Origin of the sequence: Legionella maceachernii (assembly GCF_900167045.1) — a bacterium.
Classification (GTDB): Bacteria; Pseudomonadota; Gammaproteobacteria; order Legionellales; family Legionellaceae; genus Tatlockia; species Tatlockia maceachernii.
The window spans coordinates 64167-80255 of the sequence record NZ_FUXJ01000007.1; the positions used below are offsets into that span (position 1 = coordinate 64167).

A 16089-nucleotide genomic window follows, 5' to 3' on the forward strand; every position below is an offset into this window, starting at 1 on the left:
TGATCAGAGTAGGCGAATTATATTCTGTATGCTCAATATATAAAAGTAATGTTGAAAATGAATAGTAGGATTTAAGCTAAGCTGATCCCTTTCTTTTTAAGCCGAGTTTGTACTACATAGGCTAACCCCAGCATGATTAAACCCAACCCTAAAGTACAAGCCCCCATGAGCAGATAATAGCGCTGATAAATAGCTAAACTTTCTACCGCAGAAGAGAGATTATTGGGAAGGGCAACAAAGCCTGCTAATTGGCCGGAAATGGTATTCGACAACGAAGCGGCTAAATACCATACGCCCATGGCAAAAGCGATAGCTTCGCCATCACAGTACAGGCCTATCATACTTAAGCCAATGGCTGAAACCCACAGCTCAGCGAGGGTAATTAAGAGGTAGGTAAGGGCTAAGTAGTTACCATTCACATACCCATTCGATGCTTGGGTAGCTGCAAACGCCATGAGTAGAAGTGCGCAACCCGCCAATAATGTTCCCGAGGCAAATTGAAGAGGAATAGTAAATTGGGGGAAAAATCGGTAAAAGCGGGGTAATTGCGTGCCAATAGCAATAATAAGAAGAGGGTTCAGCAATTGATATTGGGCGGGTGAAATGTGGAAGGTTAGCAGTTCTAAATTAGAGTTATTTTTAGCAAATAAGACTAACGTGCTGTTCATTTGGTTATAGATAATGAAAAAAATAACGGCTTCAGCAATAAGAAGCAGTGCGACTAATTGTTTGGAGCGTGCGGTGCCCGACAGGGCTAAAGTTTTAAGTAAAAACCAAAGAATGCCTAAAAGGCAACCCACACTGATGATAATACAGCCAATATAGACATGCGAATAGGCAAAAAGGGTGAAGCTGTAGATACCCAGGATATAAAAGAAAAGCTGATATTTACTTTTAAGTGGCAAGCTCGCTCTATCTTTTCCCCACACAACCTCATCATACAGGGAATACCGTTTTGCAAAATTAAGGGCGGCGATGGATTTCCCTGCAAAAGACAGCGCTAAGACCGATAAGGGCCCGTATCGGCTATCCAAAAGCGCAGGAGAAATGAGGATAGCCAATAATGCACCCACATTAATGGCCATATAAAAGTAAGTCATGGCTGCTTTCGCCTTAACCGCATCATCGGAATAAATGTGAGAAACCATGGATGAGGTCGTTCCGATTAATAGCGAATTGGTAGCAGGAAGAAGCGCATAAGCGGCAATAAATAATGTATCGCCATACGTATTAAGCGTAAAGCCACTTAACATGACTAATAAATAAGCTGTGGCAACTAAAAGGCTTCCCCATAGAATTGCACGCCGCACCCCTAATACCTTATCGGCCATAAATCCACCTAAAACGGGCATAAGATAACCCGTGGCTTGACTAACACCAATGAAAGCATAGGCGGTGGTTTGGTTATAGCCTAAACCATGATCGAGAATAGGGCGCGTGAGGAAGAGAATTAATATCGTGTTCAGCGCATAAACTGAAAATTGACTCCAAAAAGTAATCAGCACGATATTAGTGGTTTGCTGCTGGCGAATATCCCATCGAGGTAGGTAATTTTTAATCGTTTGATAACTCACCATTTAGCCTCCTTGGTCGACGACCTTATTTCTTCGCTAACACGACGTCAATAATATGCGTATCTTGGTAAGGGAAAGTAAAAATTTGGCTAAATAAACGCTTTAAACGTTGAATCAAAAAATTTTTAGGTAACATCCGCATGGATACACTGTTTAAAAACCAAGTACCGTCAATACCAAACTGAGCAAGTTCGTCGATATTTTGGATGGTGATTGGAATATGCAAGCGCTGATGTTGAACGACTTTGAATTTGTGCTGTACGAAAATATTCATCAACTCATCAAGACCCGAAGCAACCGTGGTGTTTTTTACCATGGCCTTATAATAATGACCTACCACACTGCTTAAGATCGTCCCTTGTTCGATAAATTGGGCTAAATGCTGCTGAGCAATTGGAAACGATTCGTAGGTTGTGGTGATTAACGAAAAATGACCAGTCGCCCGCGTAAGAAGATCGGCCTCATGAAAAAGGGTATGAATGGGTATATAAGCATTAATGAAATGGGCTAGCACTAAATCTTGGCTATGGTGCGGCAGGTAATGACTTGCTTCTGTTGCACTGGCTTCAATGGTTGTTAGGGGCACGAGTTTACGGGCATGGGCTAACATTTCTTTCGAAATATCAATGCCGGTAAAATCAGCGTCAGGCATGTAAGGCTTTAGCTTTTTTAAAAAAGAGCCATTACCCACCCCAAAATCTAATACCTTATAGCGGGGTTTCAAACCTAAGTGCGCTTTTCTAATTTGTTCTATTGCAGCAAGATGGCTGGTACTTATTGAGCCGAATCGATCTGCAGTAGCGTAATGTCCTGCAATTTCGTTATACATGGCCTTTAAGGACATGTAGCCTTCCGATTTATGAACATTCGAACAGTATATCTCCAATTACCCTAAATTTGCGAATATTCTTTTTAGAGGAGGGCGATTAACATTGCGGTTTTTAGTCGACGCAGGACGTTGAGAATGATGAAAAACTTAAAAAACGCAGTTTTTTAATTCCTTTTAATGGACAGTCATCGCATGACAAAGAATGCTTTTTGCACCTCGCACCCAGTTTATGTTTTGCGAAAATTAATGCTATTATCCAGCGTCTCGATCGAATTTGATCAACCGTAATACGAGGGGGAGTAGACGTGCAACCACTAAAGGACGCATCCATTCATCATGAAATGAATTTAATCGATTTTTTGCACACGCTTTGGAGACAAAAATTACTGATTCTACTAGTAACGGCTTTCTGTTTGTTCCTAGGCATAGCTTATCTTTTACTAAGCCATCCTGTCTATGAAGCGGTCACCATTATCTCCCCACCTTCGCAAGGCGATATTGCGACTTTAAATCAGGGGCGCTCATCAGCCAAAAATTCACTGTTAAAGCCTTATCAGGTTAAAGAAGTCTATGCTATTTTTACAAAAGCCCTGCAAGCTGAATCCACAAAACGATTGTTCTTTAACACGGTTTTTTTACCCTCATGGAAAGAAAAGACTGCTGCAAATTTGTACCCTCTCTTTTCGAATTCATTAATAATTAAAGAAATTAAATCCCTCTCGAATGCCTTTGATCCACCACCTTCAAATTATATAGTCGCTATTCGCGGTGTGTCTCCAGAACAAGATGCTCAATGGTTAAGCAAATATATTGATTTAGCTAAGCGGAAGGCGCTTGAAGAAGTAATGACGGACGATAAGCGTCAACGCAGTAGTGTATTGCGCGATTTGCATGATCGAATTGATTCAATTAGGGAAGTTGCTAATGCCCAACGACTGGATCGCATCCAACAATTAAAAGAAGCCATTAAAGTGGCGCACGCGGTTGACGCGAAAGGAAAGACTGTGGCTTCTGGAATAATTGCTGATGCAGAAGTGATGAATAATCCCAGCATGATGTATTTGCGGGGCAGTGCAGCATTGAAAGCGGAATTAGATAACATCGAACACAGAGGGTCTTCCGATGCGTTTGCACCGAAAGAACTTAAGCTGCGTGAAACACAATCGCGGTTCGATTTCTACAAAAAAGCTGCAATTAATTCCAACAATGTGCTGATGTTTCAGCAAGATGGTGAAGTGATAAAACCTGATTCCCCTATTGCACCTCGCAAGAAATTAATTTTATTGTTATCCCTTTGTGCAGGATTGGTGTTGGGGATTATGGGGGCGCTGACTCGGAAAGCGCTTTCGCTGGTTTTTAGACCCTCATTGTCATCCTAAGCGAAAGCAAAGGACCTCCTGACTCTTGAGCTAACAATAGGAGGTGATGTTATCGGGACCACAGCAATGGAGATTCACTTTTAACGATGAAAATTCTTCTTCTTGGAAAAAGAGGGCAATTGGGTTGGGAATTACAACGCGCTTTATCGCCTCTCGGTGAATTAATTGCTCTTGATCGACAAGGTAATGACACCTTTTGTGGGGATTTAACTAATGGGCTTGGTCTTGCTCAAACCATTCGTACCCTCGCTCCAGATGTCGTCGTTAACGCAGCAGCGTACACCGCGGTTGATAAAGCGGAAACTGAAAATGAGGAAGCAACCCGGATTAATGCGCAAGCTCCTGAGATTTTAGCACGTGAGATTGCCGCTCTCGATGCTTGGTTGGTGCATTATTCAACGGACTATGTGTTTGATGGAAGTGGATATACCTCATGGAGTGAATGTGATAAACCCAATCCACTTAACTATTATGGCCAAAGCAAATTAGCCGGTGAGCAAGCAATTCAAGCTTCGGGCTGCAAGCATTTAATTTTTCGCACAAGTTGGGTGTATAGCACTCACGGTCATAATTTTATCAAAACCATACTGCGTCTTGCGCAAGAACGAGCCACTCTCAATGTCGTTGCCGATCAAATTGGCGCGCCCACAGGAGCAGAATTGCTCGCGGATCTGACTGCGCATGCGCTACGCACAGCATTAGTAAACCCTACGGTGAGTGGGTTATATCACGTCGCTTCCCAAGGTGAAGTGTCTTGGTATGATTATGCGAATTTTGTAGTGAATGCTGCCTCAACGCTTGGACAGGTGTTTCCACTTAAAAAGATTCTCCCAATTCAAAGCAGTGATTACATAACTCCAGCAAAACGCCCGCATAATTCACGTTTAGCAACGACCAAATTTGTCGATACGTTTTCTCTGAAGTTACCTCATTGGGAGTATGGAGTTAACCGAATGCTTAACGAACTGCTAAGGAATGACTGATGAAATATACCTGTTTTTCACCCATCGCAGAGATCTAACATGAAATTAATTCAGACTGATATCCCGGATGTCGTTGTCGTCGAACCTACCATATTTGAAGATGAACGAGGTTGGTTTTTAGAAAGTTTTAATGAGAAACGATTTTATACCGAACTAAAGCGTCTAAATTTATCAGTTCCTAAAAAATTTGTTCAAGACAATCATTCTTTATCGCGTAAAGGGGTTTTGCGTGGGCTTCATTACCAGCTCTCTCCTTACGCACAGGGTAAATTAGTCCGGGTTGTCCAAGGTGCAGTTTATGATGTCGCTGTCGATATTCGTGAAGGTTCACCTACTTTTGGACGATGGGTAGGCCATGAATTGAGTGCTAAGAATAAAAAAATGGTCTGGATTCCTGTGGGATTTGCACATGGTTTTCTAGCACTGGAAGAGGATACGCATTTTTTATATAAAACAACTGATTTTTATCATAAAGAGTCGGAAGCTTGTGTACGCTGGAATGATCCCAGTTTGAACATTGAGTGGCCTTTGTTGGCAGAGGGGATCATTTTAAACGAAAAAGATGCTCATGCTCCCTTTCTGGAAGACATGATTAAAATGCCTTATTGCAAACACGCAAAAATGGGTGAGTTAATTGACATCGAGGTGATAGGCGACTCCCGAGGAAGCTTAATTGTTATGGAACAGGGCTCCAATATTCCTTTTATTTTAAAACGTGCTTATTACATTTTTGACAATAAATCGGATGTAAGCCGTGGATTTCATGCGCATAAAAATCTTCAGCAGCTGGCGGTCTGTGTTGCTGGACGCTGCCGCATAGTTCTCGATGACGGTAAAAATAGACGCGATTTTTGGTTGGATTCACCGACTAAAGGGTTGCCGATAGAAAGTATGGTTTGGCGAGAAATGCATGATTTTAGTGACAATTGCGTATTGGTGGTGTTTGCCAGTGAAGAATACAATGAGTCGGATTACATCCGTTCTTATCAAGAATTTAAAAACATGGTGAGTTAATGAGTACAGCTGACTCTTTAGAGAATGGATTAAATTCTGCGGATAATAGTTCGATAGAAACCGTTTCCTTCCTGAATCTAAAAAAAATCAATCAGATGATGCGAGCTGAGCTCATCGCTGCTTGTAGCGAAGTCATCGATTCGGGTTGGTATATCGTGGGCTCTGCGGTGGAGGATTTCGAAAAAGCGTTTGCCCATTATTGCAAGACCGAGTTCTGCATCGGTGTCGGGAATGGGCTTGATGCATTGACACTGACTTTACGGGCATGGAAAGAACTTAAGTTGCTCAAAGAAGGAGATGAGGTCATCGTCCCCGCAAATACCTATATCGCTAGTGTATTGGCTATCACTGAAAACCGGTTAATACCCGTTTTTGTTGAACCAGAAATGCTGAGTTTTAACTTAAATCCCGAAGCGGTTGAAAGAGCAATTACCTCCAAGACGCGAGTGATTTTGCCTGTGCATTTATACGGACAGTTAGCCGATATGCCGACAATACTTGATATAGCCAAACGGCATCAATTACTCGTTCTAGAAGATTCAGCACAAGCGCACGGGGCTAGTATGAATGGCCGTAAAGCAGGAAATTGGGGAGATGCTTCGGGATTCAGTTTTTATCCGGGTAAAAATTTGGGTGCTTTAGGCGATGCAGGTGCTGTCACCACCCATGATCCCGAGTTAGCGCACCTGTTGCGCGCGTTGCGTAACTACGGTTCGCAGGAAAAGTATAAAAATCATTATCAAGGCGTCAATAGTCGTTTGGACGAAATACAAGCAGCCATGTTGCGCGTCAAACTCAAGTATTTGGAAACGCAAAATGGCCATCGACGACAGGTTGCGCAAATGTACCGTCAAGGCATTAACAACGCAGCTATACGATTGCCGAGTGTGGCTAAAGAAGAACAGCATGTGTGGCATTTGTTTGTGATTCGGTCAGCCCATCGCACCGCATTGCAGCAGCATCTTAAGCAGCAGGGTATCGAAACATTAATTCATTACCCTATCCCTCCGCATCAACAACATGCTTACAAAACCTACAATCAACACGCCTACCCATTGACTGAACGCATGCATCAAGAGGTATTGAGTTTACCCATCAGTCCGAGTATCTCGTTTGCAGAGGTGAAGAGAGTCATCGATGCTTGCAATGCATTTGAACCAATAAGTGAGTGAGTATGACTTTAATCAAAACCAGCTTGATGAATGCAATGGCGGTAGGGGTTAAGATCCTAAGCCTGCTGGGTATCAATAAGTTACTTGCTCTTTATGTAGGACCCACGGGGTATGCTGCGTTAGGGCAATTTCAAAATGCAATCACCATGCTAACGACCTTTGCAAGCGGTGCAATCAATACTGGGGTCGTTAAATACACAGCGGAATACTATGAAGACGAAGAAAAGCAACGCGCAGTGTGGCGAACTGCGGGAACCATCGCATGGGTAGGCTCACTATTCACTTCTCTGTTGATGATTTTATTTCGTAAGCCGTTAGCCTCCTGGTTTTTGAACGATAAGGCCTACTCATCCGTTTTTCTTTGGTTTGCAGCGACTTTATCTTTTTTTGTTTTTAATGCACTTTTCCTTGCTATTATGAATGGTAAAAAGGAAATCAAAAGTTATGTTGTTGCCAATATCGGAGGGAGTATAGTTGCTCTTCTTGTCACTGGCATTTTAGTGATTTGTTTTGGACTCTACGGTGCGTTAGTCGCTTTAGCGGTGTTTCAAGCCTTCGCTTTTTTTGTCAGCTTCTTCATTGGTTATCGAGCTAAATGGTTTAAATGGACTGATCTCTTAGGTAAATTTGACAAAAAAATTGCTAAGAATTTAGCGAAATACACCTTGATGTCTTTGACCACAGCGGTTTGTATTCCTATTAGTCATTTATTTATTCGTCACCACTTAGGCGTAACCCTCGGATGGGATGCCGCAGGGTACTGGGAAGCAATGGTACGCTTTAGTGCAGCTTATCTTTTATTCATTACAACCACATTAAGTGTGTATTATTTACCACGACTTTCGGAGCTAATTCATCCTGATGAGTTAAAAAAAGAAATCCTGCAAGGTTACAAAATTATTTTGCCTGTGGCCATTTTGGGCGCTTTGCTCATGTATTTGCTGCGGGATTGGATCATCAATTTACTATTCAGCACTCAGTTTTATTCAGTCAGAGAGTTATTCTTAGGGCAGGCGGTGGGTGATGTGTTAAAAATAGGAAGTTGGATTTTAGCTTACACCATGCTCAGTAAGGCGATGACAAAGTGCTTTATTTTAACTGAAATCCTGTTTTCAATAAGCTTGTATTTTGCAGTAGTGTTCATGACGGATCGCTGGGGTTTACCAGCGGCCACTTGGGCTTATGCAGTGAATTATTTAATTTATTGGATAGTCATGTATGTTCTTATTTTTAAAAACCTTGAAAGTGATATTATTTTATGTCCCCAGTCATAAGCTATTTAGTACCAAGTTATAACCATGAGAACTATTTACCGTTTCTTTTGGAAAGTCTTTGCGTGGATATTAAGCAATTAAAGGTATCTGCGGAAGTCGTTATTGTGGATGATGGATCGGCTGATCAGTCCTTTTCAATCATTCAAGCTTGGGCTGAGGCAAATCGCAATTCCTTTCCGATAACCTATATTGCTCAGAAAAACAAAGGAATTGCGGCTGTGCTTAATCGGATGATTGACTTAGCCAGAGGACAGTATTTAAGGGTATGTGCTTCAGACGATGTAGTTATTGGAGGTAGTACTCAACGCCTCTATGAGCAATTTATACAGCGACCTAATTTAGTTTGTGTGTTAGCGGATGCAAAAGTCATCGATGCTCAAGGGGCACTGATTCATCCAAGTTCAATTGTTTATCATGGAGGCCGAATTAAACGCCTGGTCAAGCCTCTCTCTTTGCCCAAAGAAATTATCCAACACTGGTGTGTTGCTGGCCCCACTCATCTTCTAAAAAAAGATCACCATCAGCGCATGCGCTACGATGAATCATGCCGAATCGAAGATTACGATTTATTTCTCTCTTTACTGGAAATTCCGGAGTCCGTCATTTTTATCAACGAAACAGTAAGCCTTTATCGCATACACACAACGAATGTTTCGAAAACAAACGACATAAAGCGAAGAATTGACAACATAAAGACGTTTTTATCCATCATTGAGCGTTATATGGATAGACCTATTTTGGCAGGTTATTTAATTTCTGTTAAATATAAAACTGTTGCCAAAATCAACTACTTACAGAAAAAATACTTAAGCTGTTTGTTCAATTTATGCTTAAGTACATTTTTTAAAATGAGAAGCGAGCTTATAAATTGAAAAAATTAATCAATTCAATTGGCTTTTATTTCTTATTCCCCATTTATTTTGCGCTTGCATTACTGTTTACCTTTTTCAACGTACCACAAGAATATTATTTTAGCTTATTCATTCTCTGTGCAATCATCACGGTTCCTGTGTTATTAAGCTTAAGCCTATTCCCTTTAAAAATGCGGATAAATGAATATTATAGACACCTTTTGGTTCATCCGAAGTATCGATTTATTACGCTATCACTCTGTTTTTTTATTTTTATTTGCGGGCCTGTTGATGTGTACGTGAATGGGTTTAAGCTACTCAACCCTTCAACTTATGCAGAGACTAATGGCATTGGTCGGTATATTCGCCATATAACTACATTATGTTGGATTTTTGTTCCTGTTGCTTTCCTTTTTCTTAAATCTCGTGGGTATAAGTTGCTTTTTATCAGTTATGCTCTTTTATTTCCTATTGTGATCATTGATCGCAATCGATTTTTTCTTTCTGGCTATTCTTTATTTCTTTGCGCAGTACTCGTTTTTAATGCATCCGACTCCCTTCGTCCAAAGAAGGGGAGTAAGCTGTTATATTGGTTTATACCCCTTATTTGCCTATTTATTTTTTCGCTAATCGGCCATTTCAGAAGCGGAGCGGCCTTCATTGTGCCTTCTTCAGGATCGGTGGTGCAAGCGGGTGCCTATCCACTAAAAGCCTCTTTTGCGTCTCTTCCTGCGTTGTTACAGCAAATCATCTTGTACATCACTACGCCCATTTTTAATTTTGCAACAATTGCGTCAGAAAATTTTATCAATCAACATTTTTTGATAAGCCAATTTTCCCCTTTTAGCCGAGAAAATTTAGAAAGTTATCTCTATGCTCCCACGCTTGTTGCCCGATATACAGTGGGAACAGAGTTTTACCCTTTTTTACTTTATGGCGGTCTTGCTTGGGTCGCTTGGGCTTTTGTTTTCATGTTGATTGGCTTTATTCTCGCTTGCTCTTTATTTAAGAAATGCCCTAATGTGTTTACTTTTCTAATTTTTATAAAAATCTCATACAATGCCTTATTTATGGGGTTTGCACCCCAGTTTTATATTTTGCTAAATTTAATCTTTTTATCGATGATGTTTTTTTTGTGGTTTTTTGCGGAACTTATTCGGATTTCAAAAATACTCACGGTAGACAAAGCAATCAGTGGTCATGATCTTCTAGCTCAAGGTCTCGTTTGTTCGCCAGAACTCGCGGACAAGCTGCGGGGCGTTGGAAGCTGATTTGGTACTCGATAAAATCTAGGGATGACTGTAAGTTTGCGCAGTCTATAAAAGAGGAGCTATTAGTTTTGGTTTTGGCGCGTGTAAATGCATCCCCCCAGTGTGCGGTGCTTTTGGCCGTATATAACGGCATGCAGTATCTGGAAGAGCAGGTTGACACTATCCTCAATCAACAGGATGTGCATGTTAGCCTGTTTGTCAGTGTGGATCTATCCACAGATGGTAGCCTAGAGTGGTTTTATGATTTATCTGCCCGTGATTCGAGAGTGATTGTTTTACCGTACGGTGAAAAGTTTGGTGGCGCAGCGCGAAATTTTTTTCGCCTCATTCGAGATGTTAATCTCTCACCTTTTGATTTTGTTGCTTTTGCCGATCAAGATGATCATTGGTATCTCAATAAACTTTCTCGAGCTATCCACACCATCAGTGCGTCGCACTATGATGCGTATTCAAGTAATGTTATTGCTTTTTGGGAAGATGGGAAACGCCTCTTAATTAATAAATCACAATCGCAACGCCGTTGGGATTACGTTTTTGAGGCTGCGGGACCTGGCTGTACTTATGTCATGACGGCTAAACTGATGTGTGCAATAAAAAATCATTTATTGCACATTTGGGATCCATTACAAAGTGTGAGTTTACATGATTGGTTTTGTTATGCCTTCGCTCGAGCAAACGGTTTTAAATGGTATATTGATGACCAACCTTCAATGCTTTACAGGCAACATGCGAACAATCAAGTAGGCGTTAACTTAGGCCTCAAGGCGTATGCGAATCGCTTCAAAAAAATTAGGAATGGTTGGTGGCTAACTCAAGCATTGTTAATTTCTGAACTTATAGGGATAAGTGAAAGTCGTTTCATTCGGAGTTGGTCAAGATTAAGACGAATCGATTTATTGCGTTTAAGCCTTCGTGCTTTACAATGCCGTCGACGCTTGCCAGAACAAATTTTCTTTTTTTGGGTGTGTTTAGTACTTTGTCTGACGGGTAGTTTGCGTTCAAAGCCGTGAGGGGCGCTCTCTTAAGGCAAATGCCCAAGCGTCGGGAGGTCCTTTGCCTTGATCAGGATGGCAAGGATTGAGGTAGGCATGTCGTCCTGAGCATCAATAAAACCTAAGCTGCTTTTTTTCTTTTATTCAACTTCAGTTGCATTTTTAAATAATGCATCAATTCTTTTAAACGATAAGCGTCCTCGTCAGACAATATATTCTTTGCTTGACGAAATAGACTACCTTCCTCTTCTTTTACATGATGATCGACAATCTCTTTAAGTTTTTTTACTTTTTTAACCCATTCACTGTCTAATTTCTTTGTAGTTTGTATTCTCTTAATTTGTTCTTCAATTTCTCTATGCTCTTTTTTGCTGTGCTGCACGAGCTTAAAAGTTTCATCGCGAAGCAGGGCTTTATAAAAGGTTTCTTGCTCTGCATGAGCATGAAGAAGTAGTTCATCAATCAATAAGTCTGCTATCTGTTTTCTGTGTAATGAGTAATCAGAATTTTCAAATAATTCGAAGAGATGAGTCACATGCTCATGATCTAATTTTAAATAGTCATAAATATCCATAGCTACTCCTTAAGGGGTCATAACGACTTTAATGCAGCCATTACTTCGTTCATTGAACGTATGATACGCATCGGGAGCTTTATTCAGCTTAATACGATGGGTAATGATTTTTGAAGGGTCTATTTTTTCATCTAAAATAGCTTTGAGCAGTAATTTTAAGTAGCGGGGAACATGGGTTTGCCCCATTTTAAACGTTAAACCCTTATTCATCGCAGCACCTAGAGGAATGTTATCTAAATTTCCTATGTAAACGCCAGGAATAGAAATAGTTCCCGCTTTTGCACAGCATTTAATCGCTTCCCGCAACACATGTGCTCGGTCTGTAGCAAGATAGGTTGCTTGTTTAACTCGATCAATAATGGAGTCTAACTTAGGTCCAACATGAGCCTCACAACCTACCGCATCAATACAATGATCGGGACCTTTCCCTTTAGTCATTACCATTAATGCTTCATACACATCTTCTTTTTCAAAGTTTATGGTTTCTGCTTGAGCAAGTTTCTCAGCTAGTTTTAATCGTTCAGCAATACAATCAATGGCAATAACACGTTCTGCACCTAACATTCTGGCGCTTTGCAAAGTAAATTGGCCTACTGGACCACATCCCCAAACAGCCACTGTATCACCAGCTTTAATGTTGCAATTTTCTGCAGCCATATATCCTGTGGGGAAGATGTCACTTAAAAATAAAACTTTTTCATCGGGTATCTCTTTGGGTACAACAATAGGTCCTACGTCGGAAAAAGGTACTCTTGCATACTCCGCTTGTCCTCCTGAAAATCCACCTAACAAGTGAGAATAACCAAACAGACCGGCGGGACTTTGTCCTAATTGTTTTTTCGCTAATTCGGCGTTGGGATTTGAACATTCGCACAAAGAATAAAGGTGTCGTTTACAATAAGAGCACTTGCCACAAGATATAGTAAAAGGGACGACGACTTTGTCGCCGATTTTTAATTTCTTATTCGATTTATGGACATCAACCACTTCTCCCATAAATTCGTGACCGAGAATATCACCAGATTCCATGGTAGGCATTAGGCCATTATAAAGATGCAAATCAGAACCACATATTGCTGTTGCAGTAATCTTAACGATTGCATCACGTTCGTTAATCATTTGAGGATCGGGAACATTCTCAATTTGAACGTCATGTTTTCCATGCCAACACAGAGCTTTCATATTAATTCCTTTTATAAAAAATAAAATTTCAATATTTTAAATTTTTTCAAATGAATGGATCGCGTCAATAAAATTCAATACCAAGAATAATACTCTTGGTATTGCAAAAAATTATTTATTATCATGGGAATTTTTGCCGACTTTGCGTCGATCTTCATCGGTCAAATTAGCTCCGCGACCGGCTCCGGTGTGGGCTTTGTTTCCTTTACTACTGTGAGAATGTTCTCCACCTTTTTTTCTGTCTTCATCTGATAAATTTGAGTCTCTGCCGCCGGTCATATTGTAGTTGTTCATAAAATCTCCTTATAAAAATTGAATCCATTTTTCTGTCATTAATATGACATATTTAGCGTAGTATAAAATTATTTTGTTGTCCAAACGCATTTTTAAATTGCGGGAGAAAAAACGATATTTTTATTAATTAATAAATAATAAAATAAGTGAAATTTTATTTATTAATTTATTTATGCCATTACAATTATTTTTGCTATTTTTTTAAAAATATAGTTATAAATTCAAAATGAAAATCATTAAAATATTTTTATTGTTTATCTTTAAATTGAAATTAAAATATAATTGTTTTTCTATTATTTAATCGTGGTATTATTTATAGAATGAAAAGATAACGCTTAAATAGTGTGTTAGCCCATAGGTTCATAATAGTGAATAATGGATGAACATTACCCAGTTAAGGTTATCATTCCTGGTAGCGTATTAGGCTTTTTTAGACAAGATTAAATCTTGTCTAAAAAACTTCAGGGACATTGCTTAATTATCAGCTAATCAACTCAGCTCTCCAGGCATGAATCCCGTTGTGCAAACTCATCGAGTATGATTCGAGTAGCCGATGCAACAATGTCTCCTCGTTTGGGCGCTTCTTTGTTATTTGAAGTGTAATAAACTGCCATAACAATTGGTGCACATTTAGGAGGCCAGATAATCGCAATGTCATTTGTGGTGCCATAATAAAAACCACTCCCTGTCTTGTCTCCCACTAACCAACCTTGAGGTACCCCCGCTCTAATACGCGAATTACCTGTGGTATTGGCTCTTAACCAGGTGAGTAATAACTCCCGCTGAGGTTTGGCTAAAACATCAGTAAATGCCAATCGTTTTAAGCTGTTTGCCATCGCTGCTGGTGTAGAGCTGTCATCGCTATTGTGTTGTCCGCCTGACATGGCCTCTCCGGGCCAATCATGCGTTTGCTGAAACATGTCATCGTGGATTGTACGTGCAAAAGCGTTCATGCCTTTTACTCCACCTAACTGTTTAAGCAAAAGATTCATTGCAGTATTGTCGCTGTAACTGATTGCTGCAGCACATAACGCTTTAACACTCATCCCTGTATTTAGATTTTTTTCAGTGATAGGAGCCCAATTCGTTAAGTCGCTTTTCGTATAGGTTATTTTTTGTGCGAGAAGTGACTTATCCTTCATGCTTTTTTTAAGCACTGCTGCAACACCCATGACTTTCGAGGTGCAGGCCATGGGAAAACGTTCAGTTGCACGATATCCTAAATGAGTATTATTCGCAGTGTTAATGGCATAGACACCAATTCTTCCACCCGAAGAGGATTCAAGTTGTGACAGTTTTTGGTTAATGGAAACGGATTCGGCTGATTTCTGAATTTCTGCAAAAGAAGTGCTGCTTAAGCTTAATGCAATAATAAGAGAGGACAAAAATTTAATGGTTGAAAACATGTTGATTATTTTTAGGTGAAATTGCACTTATTATACAGCTGTCGAGTTCTGGCGTCATCTCACTAAATCGAGTTTATTGCGGGATAGGCAACTCAGGCGGAAGGATTGTCTGTTTCTTATTCATGAATTTTGTATTTAGATAACTTCTCAATCGATTCTCAACAAAATGATGTGAGATTGTGGAAATAATGAGGAGTATTAGGAACGCAAACAGTGCTAAAGTGCAATGATTAGCGAATAAGGAATAGTGACTTACGATGAAGCCATGTTGGGTCACAATAGTCATTAATATCAACGCTTGGAAGGAATAAAAGGAGTAACTTATACGGCCTAAATAAACAAACTGTCTGTTTGTCATAAAACGATATAATCGACCTGAGGTCGTGGAAGCAATGCTAAAAATGAGAAGAGTAATCAGGGGAACCGTAATAAAATTTTGTGCAATCGCAATATGACCATACGCTGGTCCCCAGGCGAAATGTCGATACAATTGGAGAAGACAAAGAATAGCGCAAGCGCTAGGATGAATAACCCTGACATCGCGTGTAAAAAGAAGGCCGCAAATAACGCCAATAATGAATTCCGAAACCCGAAATATTGGAATGGAATAAAACACAATGTGATTGGGTATTGGATGAAATAAGAGTAGTGAGATTCCAGGCAAAGAGGAGGACAAGTACAACATGCAGAGGGCAAAAATAAGTTGTTTATTGGTTAATTTTTTTAAATGATAAATGATAAAGGGGAATAGGGCATAAAAAAACATTTCCGTACAAAGTGACCAGCTTCCCCCGTTATTCCAGATAGTAAAAAGTTGCGGCATCCATGCCTGAATCATAAAGAGATTTGTAAAAATGACATAGCCATAACGTAACATCTGATGCGAATCGTCAAAGGATAAAGAAGTGATTAACCAAGGTGTGGTGACGAGGGCTGCTAAAAAATAGGCAGGATAGATACGGGTGAGGCGATCGAAAGCATATTTTTTATAATCTGGGACACCATTATGGAAGCGATAACCAAGTACAAAGCCTGATAAGATAAAAAATAAACTCATTCCGCAAGCCCCTTCACTCAAAAAACGAGCTACTCCACCGTGATTAAAGAGGGGGATATAGAGTTGAATGTGGAATAGGAACACGTAAAAGGCAGCAACGAACCGCAAGCTTGTTAATGTCAAAATTTCCTTTTGCATAATTTTAGTCTTTACATCGATTTATGATAATCCCTTACGAATTAAGCTGAGTTTAAATGATTGTTAGATAAATAGGAACTTTACAGGGAGATCTTGTTT

15 protein-coding genes and 1 pseudogene are annotated in these 16089 nt (G+C 40.0%); 9 read left to right on the plus strand and 7 right to left on the minus strand.

Features of this window, described 5'->3' with window-relative positions; genetic code table 11:
• Positions 1-71: 71 nt before the first annotated feature.
• Together B5D33_RS07270 and B5D33_RS07275 are read right to left on the minus strand one after the other, a co-directional pair.
• Complete coding sequence (locus tag B5D33_RS07270) at positions 72-1577, minus strand: peptide MFS transporter (RefSeq protein WP_058451502.1); 1506 nt, start codon at positions 1575-1577, stop codon at positions 72-74.
• 22 nt (positions 1578-1599) lie between these two features.
• A complete protein-coding gene (locus tag B5D33_RS07275; RefSeq protein ID WP_058451501.1) occupies positions 1600-2418 on the minus strand; it encodes a class I SAM-dependent methyltransferase in 819 nt (272 codons plus the stop codon).
• A gap of 290 nt (positions 2419-2708) precedes the next feature.
• Here B5D33_RS07275 and B5D33_RS07280 point away from each other — a divergent pair, with 290 nt between their 5' ends.
• The 9 genes and pseudogenes from B5D33_RS07280 (at position 2709) to B5D33_RS07315 (ending at position 11357) form a co-directional block, all read left to right on the plus strand.
• Positions 2709-3782 carry an LPS O-antigen chain length determinant protein WzzB gene (locus tag B5D33_RS07280; protein ID WP_058451500.1) on the plus strand — a complete coding sequence of 358 codons (1074 nt, stop codon included), beginning with the start codon at positions 2709-2711 and terminating at the stop codon, positions 3780-3782.
• A gap of 86 nt (positions 3783-3868) precedes the next feature.
• Positions 3869-4765, plus strand: a complete 897-nt coding sequence (rfbD, locus tag B5D33_RS07285; protein ID WP_058451499.1) for a dTDP-4-dehydrorhamnose reductase — start codon at positions 3869-3871, stop codon at positions 4763-4765.
• 39 nt (positions 4766-4804) lie between these two features.
• Positions 4805-5347: pseudogene (gene rfbC, locus B5D33_RS16835) on the plus strand (dTDP-4-dehydrorhamnose 3,5-epimerase); the annotation flags it as partial.
• 39 nt (positions 5348-5386) lie between these two features.
• Positions 5387-5779: a sugar 3,4-ketoisomerase gene (locus B5D33_RS16840; RefSeq protein ID WP_174223996.1), complete on the plus strand. Its 393-nt coding sequence runs from the start codon at positions 5387-5389 to the stop codon at positions 5777-5779.
• Positions 5779-6951 (plus strand): DegT/DnrJ/EryC1/StrS family aminotransferase, encoded by a 1173-nt coding sequence (locus tag B5D33_RS07295; RefSeq protein WP_078767373.1) that lies wholly within the window; start codon positions 5779-5781, stop codon positions 6949-6951. Before B5D33_RS16840 ends, B5D33_RS07295 begins: the two co-directional genes overlap by 1 nt.
• A 2-nt stretch (positions 6952-6953) precedes the next feature.
• Complete coding sequence (locus B5D33_RS07300; RefSeq protein WP_058451497.1) at positions 6954-8225, plus strand: O-antigen translocase; 1272 nt, start codon at positions 6954-6956, stop codon at positions 8223-8225.
• Positions 8210-9097, plus strand: coding sequence for a glycosyltransferase family 2 protein (locus tag B5D33_RS07305; protein WP_058451496.1), 888 nt, complete (start codon positions 8210-8212; stop codon positions 9095-9097). The genes B5D33_RS07300 and B5D33_RS07305 overlap by 16 nt, the downstream gene beginning before the upstream one ends.
• The gene (locus B5D33_RS07310) at positions 9094-10347 is read left to right on the plus strand and encodes a hypothetical protein (RefSeq protein ID WP_058451495.1); all 1254 of its coding nucleotides are present in this window, start codon (positions 9094-9096) and stop codon (positions 10345-10347) included. The genes B5D33_RS07305 and B5D33_RS07310 overlap by 4 nt, the downstream gene beginning before the upstream one ends.
• Positions 10348-10415: 68 nt before the next feature.
• The gene (locus tag B5D33_RS07315; RefSeq protein ID WP_202972383.1) at positions 10416-11357 is read left to right on the plus strand and encodes a glycosyltransferase; all 942 of its coding nucleotides are present in this window, start codon (positions 10416-10418) and stop codon (positions 11355-11357) included.
• Positions 11358-11460: 103 nt separating this feature from the next.
• Here B5D33_RS07315 and B5D33_RS07320 read toward each other — a convergent pair whose 3' ends face one another.
• From B5D33_RS07320 to B5D33_RS07340, 5 genes are all read right to left on the minus strand, one after another.
• Positions 11461-11913 carry a hemerythrin domain-containing protein gene (locus tag B5D33_RS07320; RefSeq protein ID WP_058451494.1) on the minus strand — a complete coding sequence of 151 codons (453 nt, stop codon included), beginning with the start codon at positions 11911-11913 and terminating at the stop codon, positions 11461-11463.
• A gap of 9 nt (positions 11914-11922) precedes the next feature.
• Complete coding sequence (locus B5D33_RS07325) at positions 11923-13095, minus strand: zinc-dependent alcohol dehydrogenase (RefSeq protein WP_058451493.1); 1173 nt, start codon at positions 13093-13095, stop codon at positions 11923-11925.
• A gap of 111 nt (positions 13096-13206) precedes the next feature.
• A complete protein-coding gene (locus B5D33_RS07330; RefSeq protein ID WP_058451492.1) occupies positions 13207-13389 on the minus strand; it encodes a hypothetical protein in 183 nt (60 codons plus the stop codon).
• Between the two features lie 494 nt (positions 13390-13883).
• Positions 13884-14795 (minus strand): class A beta-lactamase, encoded by a 912-nt coding sequence (bla, locus tag B5D33_RS07335; RefSeq protein ID WP_065239977.1) that lies wholly within the window; start codon positions 14793-14795, stop codon positions 13884-13886.
• Between the two features lie 73 nt (positions 14796-14868).
• The gene (locus B5D33_RS07340; protein ID WP_058451491.1) at positions 14869-15990 is read right to left on the minus strand and encodes an acyltransferase family protein; all 1122 of its coding nucleotides are present in this window, start codon (positions 15988-15990) and stop codon (positions 14869-14871) included.
• Between the last annotated feature and the right edge of the window lie 99 nt (positions 15991-16089).